Source organism: Kitasatospora sp. NPDC059160 (assembly GCF_042755465.1).
GTDB lineage: Bacteria > Actinomycetota > Actinomycetes > Streptomycetales > Streptomycetaceae > Kitasatospora.
In genome coordinates, this window is sequence record NZ_JBHZCN010000066.1 from 25,614 (window position 1) to 41,984 (window position 16,371).

Sequence of the window (16,371 nt, forward strand, 5' to 3'; positions counted from 1 at the left end):
CTCGGGACCCCGTCCGGGAGCCACCCGGGGTTGGGGGACGGCTCAGCTTGGGAAAAACTCAGAAGACTGGTCAGACCAGAAGACTTTCGACACCCCGCGCAACGCGGGGCGCCGAGCGAGACTACGAGCCCCTGTGCGGCCTCGCGTCCGCACGGCGGCACCGTCAAAGGGTCCGGCCCGAGCATCCTCGCGATGCCGGCCGCCCACTGGTGCCGTGCCGTGCCCGGATGTGGAGCCCGGGGGCCTGACGGGAGATCCACCCGCATGCTCGATAACACCGATCCGCAGCAGACTGCGGCCACGGAACAGAACGAAACCGCCGCGACCGGTGGTGAGGGCGCGTCCGCCGCGCCGCCGCGCCGTCGCCGCCGGGCGGTGTCCCGCCCGGCGGGCACCCCGCAGGGTGCGGCCGCCGAGACGGCCGAGACGGTGGTCCCGGTCGAGCCGACGGCCGTTGCGGCCGAGGCGCCCGCCGAGGCGGCGCCGGCGGCCGAGAAGCCGGTCCGGGCCCGCCGGACCCGCAAGCGTGCCGAGGCTCCGGCCGGCGCTCCGGAGGAGACCGCGATCGTGGTCACCGCACCGGAGGCCGAGGCGAAGGCCACGGAGACGAAGACCACGGAGGCGAAGGCCGAGGAGAAGGCGGAGAAGCCCGTTCGGGCCCGTCGGACCCGCAAGAAGGCCGAGGCCCCGGTCGAGGAGCCGGTGGCCGCCGCCCCCGCCCCGGTCGTCGAGCCGGTCGTGGAGCCGGTCGCCGAGCCGGTGGCCGAGGAGGCCCCGGCCGCTCCGGCCCGCCGCCCGCGCCGCCGTCGCGTGGTCGAGGCCGCGCCGGTGGTCGAGGCCCCGGCGGAGGAGCCGGTGGCCGAGGAGCCCGCCGTCGAGGAGGAGCCCGCCGAGGAGGAGGCCGTCGAGGCCGTCGCCGAGGCCCCGGTCGCTGCCGAGCCGGTCGCCGCCCCCGCCCCGGCCGCCGAGGCCGAGCCGCACCACCGGGTGCGCCGCCGCGCCGTGCGCCCGGCCACCGCGGTCTTCCAGGCCCCGGTGTTCCAGGAGCCCGCCCCCTACGTCGCGCCCGCCGCGCCGCAGCAGCCCGCCGCCGCCCCGGCGCCGGTCGAGGCCCCGGCCGTCGAGGCCGAGCGCCAGGACGAGGACGAGTACGAGTACAGCGGTGTCGGCCGCCGCCGCCGGGTCCGCACCCGGGTCGAGCCGAACCGTCGCAGGACGGCCGCCGAGGCGCCGGCCAAGGCCGCCCCGGCCAAGTCGGCCCCGGCCAAGGCCGCTGCGGTGAAGACCGCTCCGGTCAAGGCCGCTCCGGTGAAGGCCGCTCCGGTCGAGGTCCCGGTCGTCGAGGAGCCCGTCGTGGAGGCCCCCGTCGCCGGTCCGGAGGCCGAGGACGAGTGGGAGGACGGCCGTCCGTCCCGCCGCCGCCGTCGGGGCGGCCGTCGCCGCCGCCGTGGCGAGGCCGAGGACTTCGAGGCCGCCGAGGCCGTCGAGACCGAGCAGCCCGCCGCCGAGGAGTCGACCCGGGCCGTCGCCGACGAGGACGACGAGGACGACGACGACCTGGCCGCCGGCCTGTCCTCGTCGCGCCGCCGTCGCCGCCGTCGCCGCCGCAGCGGTGAGGCCGGCGCCGTCGAGGCCGCCGAGACCACCGAGGACGGCGTCCGCACGGTGGTGAAGGTGCGCGAGCCGCGCCGCCGCTCCACCGAGCCGTCCTTCGACCCGGACGAGGTGCAGTCCATCAAGGGCTCGACCCGTCTGGAGGCGAAGAAGCAGCGCCGCCGCGAGGGCCGCGAGCTGGGCCGCCGCCGGGTGCCGATCATCACCGAGGCCGAGTTCCTGGCCCGCCGGGAGTCGGTCGAGCGCGTCATGGTGGTGCGCCAGAACGGCCAGCGCACCCAGATCGGCGTGCTGGAGGACGGCGTGCTGGTCGAGCACTACGTCAACAAGGAGCAGGCCACCTCGTACGTCGGCAACGTCTACCTGGGCAAGGTCCAGAACGTGCTGCCGTCCATGGAGGCCGCGTTCGTCGACATCGGCAAGGGCCGCAACGCGGTGCTGTACGCCGGTGAGGTCAACTTCGGTGCGCTGGGCCACGGCGGCCCGCGCCGGATCGAGTCGGTGCTCAAGTCCGGCCAGTCCGTGCTGGTCCAGGTCTCCAAGGACCCGATCGGCCACAAGGGCGCCCGCCTGACCAGCCAGATCTCGCTGCCCGGCCGCTACCTGGTGTACGTGCCCGAGGGCTCGATGACCGGCATCTCGCGCAAGCTGCCCGAGAACGAGCGGGCCCGCCTCAAGCAGATCCTCAAGAAGATCGTCCCGGACGACGCGGGCGTGATCGTGCGCACCGCCGCCGAGGGCGCCTCCGAGGAGGAGCTGACCCGCGACGTCCAGCGCCTCCAGCAGCAGTGGGAGGACATCCAGAAGAAGGCCGCGACCGGCAACGCCCCGGCGCTGCTGTACGGCGAGCCGGACATGACCGTCCGGGTCGTCCGCGACATCTTCAACGAGGACTTCACCAAGGTCATCGTCTCCGGCGACGAGGCGTGGAAGACCATCCACGAGTACGTCTCCAACGTGGCGCCGGACCTCGCCGAGCGGCTCCAGCGGTGGACCTCCGAGGTGGACGTGTTCGCCACCTACCGGATCGACGAGCAGCTGATGAAGGCGCTGGACCGCAAGGTCTGGCTGCCCAGCGGCGGTTCGCTGGTGATCGACCGCACCGAGGCGATGATCGTCATCGACGTCAACACCGGGAAGTTCGTCGGCCAGGGCGGCAACCTGGAGGAGACGGTCACCCGGAACAACATCGAGGCGGCCGAGGAGATCGTGCGCCAGCTGCGGCTGCGCGACCTCGGCGGCATCATCGTGATCGACTTCATCGACATGGTCCTGGAGTCCAACCGCGACCTGGTGCTGCGCCGGCTGCTGGAGTGCCTGGGCCGGGACCGGACCAAGCACCAGGTGGCCGAGGTCACCTCGCTGGGCCTGGTCCAGATGACCCGCAAGCGGGTCGGCCAGGGCCTGCTGGAGTCCTTCTCCGAGGCCTGCGTGCACTGCAACGGCCGCGGCGTGATCGTGCACATGGAGCAGCCGAGCGCCCACGTCCACGCCCCGGCGGCCACCGCCGTCGAGGCGGGCCCGGGCAGCGGCAAGCGCCGTCGCCGGGGCAAGGGCGGCGCGGGCCACGAGGAGCCGCAGGCCGTCGAGGCCGGGTCGGTGGCCGAGGCCGTCACCGAGGCGTTCGAGGAGCCCGCCGAGCCGGTGCGCGAGGAGATCGAGGGCCAGCTGGCCCTGGAGGTCCCGGGCGTCGAGGCCCCGGCCGTCGGGACCGTGGTGGTCGAGACGCCGAAGGCCGTGGAGGTGGAGGCCCCGGTGGCCGAGGCCCCCGCCGCCGCTCCGGCCGGCCGTCCGCGCCGCCGCGCGGTGCGCAAGGCGACGGCTCCGGCCGGTGCCCCGCAGGCCGCCGAGATCGTGGTGCTGCAGGCGAAGGCCGACGCGGCCCTGGAGGCGGCCCTGGCCGCCGCCGCCCCGGCCGCCGAGCCGGCGGTCGAGGTCGTGGCCGAGCCCGTCGCGGAGGTGGCCCCGGAGGCCGCCGCCGGGACCGCCGTCGCGGAGACCGAGGTCGTCGAGACCCCGGCCGCGGAGGAGGCCCCCGCCGAGGAGGCGTCGGCCGAGGAGGCCCCGGCGCCGAAGAAGCGGGCCGCCCGCAAGACCGCCGCGAAGAAGACCGCCGCCAAGAAGACCACCACGGCGGCCAAGAAGACCACCGCCCGCAAGACCGCGACCAAGCGGACGAGCGCGGCGGCCAAGAAGGCCGCGGCCGCCGAGGGTGATACGGCGTCCGAGTAGTGCCCACGCCGGGGGCGGGAGTCCTTCCCGCCCCCGGTCGTACCGGCCGGTTTGCCCCCTGGGCGGCCGGTCCGTATTCTTGACCATCGGCGTGTCTACGCCGCGCTCCCGAGCACATCACCTCTCCGAGAGCACCGCGCCCCGTGCGCGCGCGTTCGGAGGGAGGCCCCTGTGTCCGTACCCAGGTGGCTGGCGTCGGGAGTTCCGACCGAGTTGGGAAAGTAGGTACCGCATGTACGCGATCGTTCGCGCAGGCGGCCGCCAGCACAAGGTCGCCATCGGCGACGTGCTGGAGATCGACCGTATCGAGGCCAAGCCGGGTGACTCGGTGGAGTTCTCGACCATCCTGGTCGTCGACGGTGACGCCGTCACCTCCGACCCGTGGGTCCTGGCCGGCGTGAAGGCTCACGCCGAGGTGGTCGACCAGACCAAGGGCGACAAGATCGTCATCCTGCGCTACAAGAACAAGACCGGCTACCGCCGTCGTCAGGGTCACCGTCAGAAGCACACCGCGGTGCGCATCACCAGCATCGACTCGGTCAGCAAGTAAGGGGATAGCGAAAAATGGCACACAAGAAGGGCGCAAGCTCTACTCGTAACGGCCGTGACTCGAACGCCCAGCGCCTCGGCGTGAAGCGCTTCGGTGGCCAGGTCGTCTCGGCCGGCGAGATCCTCGTCCGCCAGCGTGGCACCCACTTCCACCCGGGTGCCGGTGTCGGCCGTGGTGGCGACGACACCCTGTTCGCGCTGACCGCCGGTGCGGTGCAGTTCGGCAACCGTCGCGGCCGCAAGGTCGTCAACATCGTGGCCGTCGAGGCCTGAGTCCGAACGGACTCCCGAGTCTGACAGGACTCACACTGAAGGGTGGGCCGGAATTCTCCGGTCCACCCTTCGCGCTTTACGCAGAAGAACCCTTCCCCGTACTGGAGGCACAACCATGACCACCTTCGTGGACCGCGTCGAACTGCACGTCGCCGCGGGTAACGGAGGCCACGGCTGCGCCTCCGTTCACCGTGAGAAGTTCAAGCCGCTCGGCGGACCGGACGGGGGGAACGGCGGTGAGGGCGGCAGTGTCATCCTGACCGTGGACGCGCAGGTCACCACCCTGCTCGAGTACCACCACTCGCCCAAGCGCAAGGCCACCAACGGCAAGCCGGGCGCGGGCGGCAACCGCACCGGCGCCGAGGGCTCCGACCTCGTCCTGCTGGTGCCGGACGGCACCGTGGTGCTGGACCGCCAGGGCAACGTGCTCGCCGACCTGGTCGGCCACGGCACCAGCTTCGTCGCCGCCCAGGGCGGCCGCGGCGGCCTCGGCAACGCCGCGCTCTCCTCGGCCCGCCGCAAGGCGCCCGGCTTCGCGCTGCTCGGCGAGCCCGGCGAGGCCCGCGACATCGTGATGGAGCTCAAGTCCGTCGCCGACGTGGCGCTGGTCGGCTACCCGAGCGCCGGCAAGTCCTCGCTGATCTCGGTGCTCTCCGCCGCCAAGCCGAAGATCGCGGACTACCCGTTCACCACCCTGATCCCCAACCTCGGCGTGGTCACCGCGGGCGAAACCGTCTACACCATCGCCGACGTGCCCGGCCTGATCCCGGGCGCCAGCCAGGGCCGGGGCCTGGGCCTGGAGTTCCTGCGGCACGTCGAGCGCTGCTCGGTGCTGGTGCACGTGCTGGACTGCGCCACCCTGGAGCCCGGCCGCGACCCGCTGACCGACCTGGAGACCATCGAGGCCGAGCTCGCCGAGTACGGCGGTCTGGAGGACCGCCCGCGCCTGGTCGCGCTCAACAAGGTGGACGTCCCGGACGGCCAGGACATCGCCGACCTGACCCGTGCCTCGCTGGAGGAGCGCGGCTACCAGGTGTACGAGGTCTCCGCCGCCTCCCGCAAGGGCCTGCGCGAGCTGAGCTTCGCGGTGGCGAAGATCGTCGCCGAGGCGCGCGCCGCCAAGCCGGCCGAGGAGTCCACCCGGATCGTGATCCGGCCCACGGCCGTCGACGACGAGGGCTTCACCATCGAGGAGGAGGACGGCTCCTACCGCATCCGCGGCGTCAAGCCGGAGCGCTGGGTCCGCCAGACCGACTTCAGCAACGACGAGGCCGTCGGCTACCTGGCCGACCGGCTGGCCCGCCTCGGCATCGAGGACCGGCTGTGGAAGGTCGGCGCTCGCGAGGGCGACACCGTCATCATCGGCCCGGAGGAGAACGCCGTCGTCTTCGACTGGGAGCCGACCATGGCCGCCGGCGCCGAGATGCTCGGTCGCCGCGGTGAGGACCACCGGATGGAGACCCAGCGCCCGGCGGTCGACCGCCGCCGCGAGAAGCAGAAGGGCCGGGACGCGGCCGAGGCCGAGTACCTCGCCTTCGAGGCGCTCTCCAGTGGCCGGCAGGCCGCGATCGAGGACGACGAGGAGCACTGAGTCGACCCCGCCGCGCAGCGGACGGCCCCGCCACCTGTCGAGGTGGCGGGGCCGTCCGCTGTGTTCCGGCATGACGCGCCGTCACCTCGCCCGAGAGGTCCGGAGCTTGAGCGGGGCCGGTCCAGCCGGTGAAACCCCCTGGGGGTGACCTGCGCGGATCGCGTAGATTTCGGCCATGGCGGCCGGGCCGGGCCCCGCCGCACCCGCACCACACCGGAAGGGCGTACAGCGAGATGAGCGAGGACTCACTGCGGGAGGAGGTGCTGACCGCACGGCGGATCGTGGTCAAGGTCGGCTCCTCCTCACTCACCACGGCGGCCGGCGGCCTGGACGCCGACCGGGTGGACGCCCTGGTGGACGCGCTCGCCAAGGCGCGCAGCCGCCCGGAGCCGCCGGAGGTGGTGCTCGTCTCCTCCGGTGCCATCGCCGCCGGGCTCGCCCCGCTCGGTCTGGACAAGCGGCCCAAGGACCTGGCCCGCCAGCAGGCCGCGGCCAGCGTCGGCCAGGGGCTGCTGGTCGCGCGGTACACCGCCTCCTTCGCCCGGTACGGCATCCGGGTCGGCCAGGTACTGCTCACCGCCGAGGACGCCAGCCGCCGCGCCCACTACCGCAACGCCTACCGGACACTGGACCAGCTGCTGGCGATGGGCGCGATGCCGGTCGTCAACGAGAACGACACCGTCGCCACCGCCGAAATCAAGTTCGGCGACAACGACCGGCTCGCCGCGCTGGTCGCCCACCTGGTCCGGGCCGACCTGCTGGTGCTGCTCTCCGACGTGGACGGCCTCTACGACGGCGACCCGTCCCGGCCCGGCACCAGCCGGATCGCCGAGGTGAGCGGCCCGCACGACCTCGACGGCATCCAGATCGGCAGTGCCGGCAAGGCGGGCGTGGGCACCGGCGGCATGGTCACCAAGGTGGAGGCGGCCCGGATCGCCACCGGCGCGGGCATCCCGGTGGTGCTCACCGCCGCCAGCCACGCCGCCGACGCGCTGGCCGGGCGGCCCACCGGCACGCTCTTCCGGCGCACCGGCAGCCGCACCTCCGACCGGATGCTCTGGCTGGCCCACGCCAGCAGCCCGCGCGGTGCCCTGCACCTGGACGCGGGCGCGGTCGAGGCGGTCGTCTCCGGCGGCGCCTCGCTGCTGCCCGCCGGGGTGACCAAGGTCGACGGGGACTTCGCCGCGGGTGATCCGGTGGACCTTCTTGCCGAAAACGGCCACATCGTGGCCCGCGGACTGGTCAACTTTGATGCGAGGGAGTTGCCCCGCCTGCTCGGCCGGTCCACCCGCGACCTGGCCCAGGAGTTCGGCGCCGGGTACGAGCGCGAGGTCGTCCACCGCGACGACCTGGTCGTTCTGCACGGCTGACCGGCCGTACGGCCGGCAGCGGCCGGACGGCGCGGCGCGGTCGGCGGGCCGCTCCGTACGGGAGCGGACCGGCCGCGGGCGAGGAGGGGCGCAGCCGTACCGGTCGGCCGGGGGCCGGCGGGCCGGTACGGGACGACACGAGATCGCCGAACAGGAGGCCGCCGGTGGAACGCAGGCGCGAGGCAGCGCTGACCGGAGGGACGGCGGGCCGGCGGCTGACCAGCATCGACGGCGGACGCGGGGACGGCCCCGCCGAGCCGGCCGGTCCGCCGTCGCAGGGGCCCGGCGGGGTGCGCCGGCTGCGGCCGCAGCGCGCGCAGGCGGCGGATCCGCCGAGCGTGCCGGAGCAGGCCCGGCTGTGGCACGTGGTGCTGAGCGTGGCCGGGCAGACCACCCCGCTGTCCGCGCTGCGGGCCTCGCTGGAGCGGCTGGCGCACGACCACTCGTTCTTCCTGACCGCCCGCTACGCGGCCGACCACGCCGAGATCCGCTACTGGGAGCAGGCCCGGGACCTGCACGACGCGGCGGCGATAGCGCTGCGGCTGTGGGGCGAGCACAAGGTGACCGCGAGCCTGCCGCCGTGGGAGATCGTCGGGCTGGAAGTGGTCGACCGGGCGACGTACCGCAAGCGGGTCGCCGAGGGCTTCGGCGATCCGCCGCCGCACCTGGGCGGGGTGCACCCGTACTGAGGGCGGGGTGCGGCCGTACCGATGGTGGGGTACGCCCGTGCTGAGGGCGGGGCGCGGCCGTACCGATGGTGGGTGCGCCCGTACCGAGGGCGCGCGGAGCCGTCCGGGCGCCGTCTCACCGGGCGAAATGACGGCTCGGCGGCGCGGGGGCAGTCGCTACCCTTGGCGGCATGACCAACGACCTCGCCACCGCCGACAGCCCCGTCCTCGCCGTAGCGCGCCGTGCCCGGGAGGCGGCCGCCGCGCTCGCCCCGCTGCCGCGCCGGGCCAAGGACGCCGCGCTGCTGGCGATCGCGGACGCGCTGGTCGCCCGCAGCGCCGAGATCGTCGCCGCCAACGCCGAGGACGTGGCCCGGGCCCGCGCGGCGGGGACGGCCGAGTCGGTGGTCGACCGGCTGAGCCTGACCGGCGAGCGGATCGCCGCGATCGCCTCGGACGTGCGCGACGTGGCCGGCCTGGCCGACCCGGTCGGCGAGGTGGTGCGCGGCTACACCCTGCCGAACGGCCTGGACGTGCGTCAGGTGCGGGTGCCGCTCGGCGTGGTCGGCATCATCTACGAGGCCCGGCCGAACGTCACCGTGGACGCCGCCGCGCTCTGCCTCAAGTCCGGCAACGCGGTGCTGCTGCGCGGCTCCTCCTCCGCCTACCGCTCCAACACCGCGCTGGTCGCCGTCCTGCGGGACGCCGTCGTCGCGGCCGGGCTGCCGGCCGACGTCATCCAGCTCGTCCCGGGGGAGAGCCGGGACTCGGTGCAGGAGCTGATGCGCGCCCGCGGCCTGGTCGACGTGCTGATCCCGCGCGGCGGCGCCTCGCTGATCCGTACCGTGGTCGAGGGTTCGACCGTCCCGGTGATCGAGACCGGCACCGGCAACTGCCACGTGTACGTGGACGCCCGGACCGACCTGGCGATGGCCGTCGGCATCCTGCTGAACTCCAAGGCGCAGCGGGTCAGCGTCTGCAACTCCGCCGAGACGCTGCTGGTGCACCAGGACGTCGCGGACGCCTTCCTGCCGCTCGCGCTGGCCGCCCTGGCCGGGGCCGGGGTGACGGTGCACGGCGACGAGGCGGTGCTCAAGGCCGCCGAGGGCACCGGCGTCACCGCGGTGCCCGCCACCGACGAGGACTGGGGCGCCGAGTACCTCTCGTACGACCTGGCGGCGGCCGTGGTGCCCTCGCTGGACGCGGCCGTGGAGCACATCCGCCGCTGGTCCTCGGGCCACACCGAGGCGATCGTCACCACCTCGCAGGCCGCCGCCCGCCGGTTCACCCAGTTGGTGGACTCGACCACGGTGGCCGTCAACGCCTCCACCCGGTTCACCGACGGCGGTGAGTTCGGCTTCGGCGCGGAGATCGGCATCTCCACCCAGAAGCTGCACGCCCGCGGCCCGATGGGCCTGCCGGAGCTGACCAGCACCAAGTACATCGTCACTGGTGACGGGCACGTCCGCGGCGAGGAGACGCAGACCGTGGGCGGGGGCGCGGACGCCGAGTGAGGGCGGGGCGCGGGCGCCGAACGGGGCGCCGCGCGGGGCGGTCGTCACACGGGTGACGGACCAACTGCCGGGAGCCACAGACAAATCGCCCGGCCGGTAATACGCTGAATCCGTGGCTGAGGATGTGGGGGGCTTGCCGTACCCCGACGGCGCCGACCACGGTGGTGCGGACGACGAGTTCGCCACCGTGGTCTTCGATGAGGCCTTCGTCCGGTCCGCCGCCGTGCACGAGCCGACCGCCAAGGAGCGGCAGCTCGCCGCCGCCGAGGCGCGGTTCGAGCCGGACTCCGCGGGACCGGGCTGGAGCTATGACGTGCCGGCTGCGGACGGGCTTCCGCTGGAGCTGCGCCCGTACCCGAGCGGACTCGACGAGGACCACCTCTACCCCGACCCCTGGTCGGGCCCGGGCCGGGCGACCGGCCGCCGGGGCCGGCGGTGGGGGCGGCGCTACGACCCGGTGCGGGCCCGCGGACGGTACGTGGCCCAGCAGCGCTGGCACCGGCCGGTGGCCTGGGTGCTCGCCGTGATCATGGGCGTGAGCCTGGTGGCGGTGGCGGTCGCGGCCGTCTACCAGGGCGTGGGCGGCTCCTCGGGGGCGCCCCGGCGCCCGGAGTCCGGCAGCAGCAGCCCGGGCGCGGACCCGCGGTCGGTGCCGGCCGAGCCGTCACTGGCGGCGTCGACGCCCTAAGGGAGTGTCCGGGGGCGCACGCCCCGGGGCGGTGGTCACGGAGCGTTCCCGGCAATCTGCGCCGGGGCCCTCGTGGCGGGCCCGGTGTGCGCCTACCCTGGTGCTATGGGTGACCCGCGCGAGCCTCCTGAGGGTACGCCCGAGGGCGGTTCCGGCAATGAGGACGAGTTCCGGTCCGTCGTCTTCGACGAGTCGTTCGTCCGGGCTGCCCGGATCCAGGAACTGTCCGCCCGGGAGCGGCTCGCGGGCTCCTTCGGCAAGGCCACCCGGGCCCGGGTGCGGCTCGGGCCGCTGGGCAGCGTGCCGCGTCAGGCGCTGGCCCTGCTGCTGCTCATCCTGCTGGCCTTCGGGGCCGCGGTGTACTTCGGGGTGAACTCGCCCAAGGGGATCCCGGCCCGGCCGGAGGGCAGTCAACTGACCGTCAGCCTGGTCGCGTTGAGCCCGGCTTCGGCCGTGCGCCCGGTCGCCGACCCGGCGCACCCGTTCGCGGCGCTGCCGACCGGGTACGGCGACGGGGCGGCCGGACTGAACACCCCGAGCGGCGCGGGCACCGAGCACTTCAGCAAGGTCGAGGTGACCAAGGCCCTCGACACCGTGCAGCGCTACCTGGTCGCCTCCTCGCTGGCGCCGGCGGAGCTGGTCCAGGGCGCCACCACGGACGTGCGGGTCTTCGTCACGCCCGGTGAGCAGGCCCAGTTCGACGCGAGCGTCGCCCAGCCGGTGGACGACCGGCACCACGCGGTGACCGGCTGGATCGTCCGCTTCGACCCGGCGCAGGTCGCGCTGGCCTCCGACACCGTGAAGGTGGTCGGCGCGATGCGGGTCGACGAGTCGGACGGCGGCACGCTGCAGATCACCACCGACCACACCTTCGTCTACGCGTTGAAGCCCGCCGGCGCCCCGGCCGGCGCCCCGGTCACCCTGGAGACGGTGCGGCGCGAGCTGACCTTCCAGCTGGACCGGGTCGACCTGGGGCAGGCGCAGCTGCGGCTGGTGGACGCGGTGCTGCAGGCCGGTCCGGAGCCGTGCACCGCCTCGATGGCGGGCTTCCTGCAGCCGGTGCTGGCCACCGCGCAGGGCACCGCGGTGGCCGCGCCGACGCCGGTCGACCCGGGCAACCACGCGCGGCCGGCCTGGCAGGTGTGCGGGGTGCTGGCCGGGAGCTGAGCGGGGCGGGCGTCGGGGTGGTGGCGGCGTCGGGGGCGTCTTGGGCAGCGGGGCGGCGGGGCGGCGGCGGGGTGGCCGGTGACCCGGGCGGGGCACCGGCCGTCCCGTCGGAGGAGGCGGGGGAGAGGGCGGGGGCGGGGGTCAGCCGTCGGCGCGGTTCCCGGAGTCGCCGCGCTCCCCGGAGCCGTTGCGGGGGCCGGAGTCGTTGCGGCCGCCACCGGTGAAGGTGTCCCGCAGCTTGCCGCCGACCGTCGCGGCGCCGCCGGCCACGTCCCGCAGCAGGCCCATCAGCGGGTCCTTGCTCTCCTTCACCGAGGTCGTGTAGTGCTCGGCGGCGGCCTTCCACTGCTCGCCGACCGAGGTGTCCGGGTCGTCGGTGCGGCGCGGGTAGGCGCCGGCCAGGATCGAGCGGTACTCGTCGCTCTCCGCCCACTTCTTGAGCTGGGCGACCCGGACCACCGCGAACGGGTGGGTCTGCGGCAGCAGCTGGAGCAGCTTGAGCACGCCGTCGCGCAGGTCCCCGGCCTTCTCGTACTCCTCGGCCTGCTCCAGGAAGGCGTCGACGTTCATCTCGGCCAGGTTGTGCCCGCCGGCCAGCTTCATCAGGGCCCGCATGGACGCCTGGAGGTCCTGCCCGGCGAGCAGGCCGGCCCGGTCGCTGGACAGCTCGGCCTTGCGGAACCACTCCTTGAGCGCGGTGACGATGGCCATGATCGCCAGGTTGCCGAGCGGGACCCAGGCGATCCGGGTGGCGATGTTGGTGAGGATCATCAGCATCGTCCGGTAGACCGCGTGGCCGGACATCGCGTGGCCGACCTCGTGGCCGATGACGGAGCGCAGCTCCTCCTCGTCCAGCAGCTCTACCAGGCCGCTGGTGACCACGATGATCGGGGTGTCGATGCCGATGGTGAACGCGTTGACCGTCGGGTCCTGGCTGACGTACAGGTCGGGGACCTGCTCCAGGTCGAGCACGTAGGCGGCGTCGCGGACCATGCCGTACAGCTCGGGGAACTGGCGCTCGGAGGTCTTCACGGCGGTGGCCAGGAACATCAGCCGGATCGAGCGCTCGGAGACCAGCCCGGCGAGCTTGCGCAGGACGTCGTCGAAGCCGGAGAGCCGGCGCAGGGCGACCAGCGCCGAGCGGTCGGCGGGGTGCTCCCAGGCCCGGGTGGAGATCTCGGGGAAGCGCTGACGACGGCGGCTCGGTGCGTTCGCGGTCGTGTCGGTCATGGTCTGCGTACCTCCTGGTCGACGGCGGCCTCGGCGCAGCGCCCGGCCCCCCGCTGGTCTTCGCCGGCAGTGACTCGTCTGCAACGACTGCCTGTGCAACGTCCGCGGTTGCGTACTCGTCCCCGGGGGCGGGCCCGGGCACGGCCGCGGTGGCGGTGCGGCGGCGGCTTGGCGGCGGGTCGGTGGTGGGTCGGGCGCGGCGCGGGGGCCGGTGGGCGCTGCCGGTGTGAGGCGGGTTTACCCTGAATGCCCTGGAGAACCGAGACCGGACCCGGCCGCGGTACCGAGCAGTTCGAGGAGTCCCTCAGATGTCCACCGAAGCGCTGGTCAGCCTGGCCGCACCCATCTCCGACGAGGCCGGCCCGGGCCTGTTCCTGCGGATCATCGTGATCGCCTCCTTCGTCGGGATCGGCCTGCTGGTCTGGATCATGGCCCGCGCCTTCCGGGGCCAGTAGACGCCGCGTCCCCCTCGGTTCGCTCACGCCCGGTCAGCGGCGGTGGGCCGCCGAGCGGTTGCCGTGTAACCCCCCGTACGATGACGGCTGGGCCCTCACCGGCCCGGAACCACCCCCAGGTCCGTCACCGAGCCGAGAAGGTCCCGCCGACCATGAGCACTGCTGCCGCACTCCCCGCCCTGAACCTCCTCGCCGAGGGGGGCAACCACGACAGCCTCAACCCGCTGCTGACGGGTGGCGCCGCGCTGTTCATCCTGGTTCTCCTGCTCTTCATCACCACCCGCTTCAACCGGGACCGCTGAGCTCCGTCCCGGGACCGCTCGGGGAGCGTCCGGCCGGTGCGCCGGCCGCTCCCTCACGCATCTGCGGACAACCCCCACACGGGCGTTCCCGCACCGCAACGGGCGTCGCGTAAGGTGTGGCGGCATGGGAGAGCAGGCCGGGAATCCCGGCGGACCGGAACCGGTGAAGAAGCGCCTCGGGGTGATGGGCGGCACCTTCGACCCGATCCACCACGGCCACCTGGTCGCCGCGAGCGAGGTGGCGAGCGCGTTCCACCTGGACGAGGTGATCTTCGTCCCGACCGGTGAGCCGTGGCAGAAGAGCGACCGCCAGGTCACCCCGGCCGAGGACCGCTACCTGATGACGGTCATCGCCACCGCCGAGAACCCGCAGTTCTCGGTGAGCCGGATCGACATCGACCGCGAGGGCCCGACCTACACCGTCGACACCCTGCGCGACCTGCACTCCCTGCACCCGGCCGCGGACCTCTTCTTCATCACCGGCGCCGACGCGCTGGCCCAGATCCTGTCCTGGCACGACTCGGACGAACTCTTCTCGCTGGCCCACTTCATCGGTTGCACCCGTCCGGGGCACACTCTGTCGGACGCCGGGCTTCCGGTGGGCGGGGTCTCCCTGGTGGAGGTCCCGGCGTTGGCCATCTCCTCCACGGACTGCCGCAACCGGGTCGCCAAGGGCGAGCCGGTCTGGTACCTCGTCCCGGACGGGGTGGTCCGCTACATCGACAAGCGGGCGCTCTACGCGCCGCACGGGACCTGAGCCAGGAGCGGGCGTGACCGATCGCAGCGGTAACGGCAGCGGCAACGGCGGGCAGCCGCAGGAGTGGTCCACCGGCCAGTACCAGCAGCCGTACCAGCAGTCGTACCAGGGCCAGGGCCAGGGCGAGGGGCACCCGCAGGGGCAGCAGCAGCCCCCGGCGTACGGGCAGCAGTACGAGGAGCAGCCGTACGGGCCTCAGACGTACGACCAGTACGGGCAGCCGGTGTACGGGCAGGGCTCGTACGGCGGGCAGCAGGCCCAGGCCCAGGCCCAGGGCTACCAGCAGGGCGGCCAGCAGGGCGGGCAGTTCCCGCAGCAGCAGTCGTACGGGCAGCAGGGGTACGAGCCGCAGCCGTACGAGCCGCCGACGTACGACCAGTACGGGCAGCCGGTGTACGGGCAGGACTCGTACGGGGGCTACCAGCAGCAGGGGTACCAGGCGTACCAGCAGCAGCCGTACCAGGCCGCGCCGGCCGCGCCGGCCGGGCCGGTGGTCGCCGAGCCGCAGCCGACCGTGCCGCAGCCGTCCGCCCCGGCGGGGCCTGCCGCCGTGCCGCCGCCGCGCCGCCGGACCCCCCGGCCGGGTGCGGAGGCCGCCCCGGCCGCGCAGGCCGCGCCCTCCGAGCAGGTGGCCGGGGCCCGTCCCGGCAAGGCCGGCAGCCGGGCGCCCAAGGACTCCTACCAGACGGGCGAGTTCACCTTCGTCGACGAGGAGGCGGAGGAGTCCGAGGACGTCATCGACTGGTTGAAGTTCGCCGAGTCCCGCAGCGAGGTGCGCGCCGAGCGCCGCCGCAAGCTCAAGAACCGGCTGGTCGGCCTCGGCGTGGTGCTGGCGCTCGCGGCCGGCGGCGTCGGCGGCTACCTGTGGTTCACCGGGGACAAGCCGACCGCGGCCGCCGCGGCGGGCGGGCGGCAGGTCAACGTCGTCCACCTGCGCGACCTCCAGGGCAAGGTGTCCAGCGCGCTGCTGGTCGACGACGCCTCCGGGCACAAGGGCACGGTGCTGCTGCTGCCCGACGTGCTGCGGCTGCCCGGCCCGGGTGACCCGCCGGTGACCACGGTCGGCCAGGCCATGGACGCGATCGGCGCCTCGGCGACCCGCGACGGCCTGTCCACCGTGCTCGGCGCCCCGGTGGCCGGCACCTGGCGGCTGGACACCCCGTACCTGGAACTGCTGGTCTCCCAGCTCGGCGGCGTCCGGGTGGACACCAACGCCGAGACCCGCGAGGGCGGCAAGCCGGACGGCAAGCAGCTCTCCCCGGCGGGCAAGAACACCCTGCTCAGCGGGAAGGCCGCGGTCGCCTACGCCACCCTCCAGGCGCCCGGCGAGAACCGGGACGCCCAGCTGGCCCGGTTCGGCCAGGTCATGGACGCCGTGGTGCGCACCATGCCGACCACGTTCAAGGACGCCAAGGACGACGTGCACCGGATGAACGCGGTGCTCGACCCCTCGCTGCCCGAGGACGCCCTGGCCGGCGTGCTCACCCAGCTCGCCCAGCAGGCCAAGGACGGCCACTTCGGCACCACCGCGCTGACCGTCAAGCCCGACGGCACCCTGGACGAGGCGACCGCCGGCAAGCAGGTCAAGGACGTGCTCGGCGGCACCGTGAAGTCCGCGGCGGCCGGCGACGCCCCCGCCCGGGTCTCGGTCCAGGACGCCTCCGGCAACGACGCGGCGGGCGCCGCGGCGCAGGTCCAGATCGTCAACTCGGGCCTGACGTTCATCCCGGGCGGCGCCAAGACCGCGCCGCAGGCCACCAGTGAGATCCGCTACACCGACGACGCCCGGCAGGGCGCGGCGAAGTCCCTGGCGACCAGCCTGGGGCTGCCGGACACGGCGGTGAAGAAGGTCGGCGACGCCCAGAACGCGGACCTGGTGGTCGTGCTCGGCAAGGACTACCAGCCGCCGAAGACCCAGTAGCGGACCGGCTCCGGCACCTCGCCCGCCCCGCGGCCCCGGA

The 16,371-nt window shown here is 74.1% G+C and carries 14 protein-coding genes; 13 read left to right on the forward strand and 1 reads right to left on the reverse strand.

What is annotated here, in order from left to right:
• Positions 1 to 264: 264 nt before the first annotated feature.
• The 9 genes from ACFXOZ_RS26220 (at position 265) to ACFXOZ_RS26260 (ending at position 11,666) form a co-directional block, all read left to right on the forward strand.
• Positions 265 to 3,846, forward strand: a complete 3,582-nt coding sequence (locus ACFXOZ_RS26220) for a ribonuclease E/G (RefSeq protein WP_380592999.1) — start codon at positions 265 to 267, stop codon at positions 3,844 to 3,846.
• 232 nt (positions 3,847 to 4,078) lie between these two features.
• Complete coding sequence (gene rplU, locus ACFXOZ_RS26225) at positions 4,079 to 4,396, forward strand: 50S ribosomal protein L21 (protein WP_375893120.1); 318 nt, start codon at positions 4,079 to 4,081, stop codon at positions 4,394 to 4,396.
• A gap of 14 nt (positions 4,397 to 4,410) precedes the next feature.
• A complete protein-coding gene (gene rpmA, locus ACFXOZ_RS26230) occupies positions 4,411 to 4,668 on the forward strand; it encodes a 50S ribosomal protein L27 (protein WP_030058248.1) in 258 nt (85 codons plus the stop codon).
• 115 nt (positions 4,669 to 4,783) lie between these two features.
• Positions 4,784 to 6,259: a GTPase ObgE gene (gene obgE / locus ACFXOZ_RS26235; protein ID WP_375893123.1), complete on the forward strand. Its 1,476-nt coding sequence runs from the start codon at positions 4,784 to 4,786 to the stop codon at positions 6,257 to 6,259.
• Positions 6,260 to 6,492: 233 nt separating this feature from the next.
• A complete protein-coding gene (proB, locus tag ACFXOZ_RS26240; RefSeq protein WP_375893124.1) occupies positions 6,493 to 7,629 on the forward strand; it encodes a glutamate 5-kinase in 1,137 nt (378 codons plus the stop codon).
• 164 nt (positions 7,630 to 7,793) lie between these two features.
• On the forward strand, positions 7,794 to 8,318 hold the full coding sequence (locus ACFXOZ_RS26245) for a hypothetical protein (RefSeq protein WP_375893126.1): 525 nt from the start codon (positions 7,794 to 7,796) through the stop codon (positions 8,316 to 8,318).
• 170 nt (positions 8,319 to 8,488) lie between these two features.
• Entirely contained in the window at positions 8,489 to 9,811 is a 1,323-nt protein-coding gene (locus ACFXOZ_RS26250; protein WP_380593002.1) for a glutamate-5-semialdehyde dehydrogenase, read from the forward strand.
• Positions 9,812 to 9,923: 112 nt separating this feature from the next.
• Entirely contained in the window at positions 9,924 to 10,499 is a 576-nt protein-coding gene (locus ACFXOZ_RS26255; RefSeq protein ID WP_375893129.1) for a hypothetical protein, read from the forward strand.
• A 105-nt stretch (positions 10,500 to 10,604) separates the two neighbouring features.
• Complete coding sequence (locus tag ACFXOZ_RS26260; protein ID WP_375893131.1) at positions 10,605 to 11,666, forward strand: hypothetical protein; 1,062 nt, start codon at positions 10,605 to 10,607, stop codon at positions 11,664 to 11,666.
• A gap of 141 nt (positions 11,667 to 11,807) precedes the next feature.
• On the opposite strand, the gene ACFXOZ_RS26265 is transcribed toward ACFXOZ_RS26260, so the two are convergent.
• Positions 11,808 to 12,896, reverse strand: coding sequence for a M48 family metallopeptidase (locus ACFXOZ_RS26265; RefSeq protein WP_380403592.1), 1,089 nt, complete (start codon positions 12,894 to 12,896; stop codon positions 11,808 to 11,810).
• Positions 12,897 to 13,204: 308 nt separating this feature from the next.
• Here ACFXOZ_RS26265 and ACFXOZ_RS26270 point away from each other — a divergent pair, with 308 nt between their 5' ends.
• From ACFXOZ_RS26270 to ACFXOZ_RS26285, 4 genes are all read left to right on the forward strand, one after another.
• Positions 13,205 to 13,351, forward strand: coding sequence for a hypothetical protein (locus tag ACFXOZ_RS26270; protein WP_188306314.1), 147 nt, complete (start codon positions 13,205 to 13,207; stop codon positions 13,349 to 13,351).
• Positions 13,352 to 13,503: 152 nt separating this feature from the next.
• Positions 13,504 to 13,653, forward strand: coding sequence for a hypothetical protein (locus ACFXOZ_RS26275; protein ID WP_350505430.1), 150 nt, complete (start codon positions 13,504 to 13,506; stop codon positions 13,651 to 13,653).
• Positions 13,654 to 13,777: 124 nt separating this feature from the next.
• On the forward strand, positions 13,778 to 14,410 hold the full coding sequence (gene nadD, locus ACFXOZ_RS26280) for a nicotinate-nucleotide adenylyltransferase (protein WP_375893133.1): 633 nt from the start codon (positions 13,778 to 13,780) through the stop codon (positions 14,408 to 14,410).
• Positions 14,411 to 14,423: 13 nt separating this feature from the next.
• Positions 14,424 to 16,331: an LCP family protein gene (locus ACFXOZ_RS26285; RefSeq protein ID WP_380593005.1), complete on the forward strand. Its 1,908-nt coding sequence runs from the start codon at positions 14,424 to 14,426 to the stop codon at positions 16,329 to 16,331.
• Positions 16,332 to 16,371: the final 40 nt, after the last annotated feature.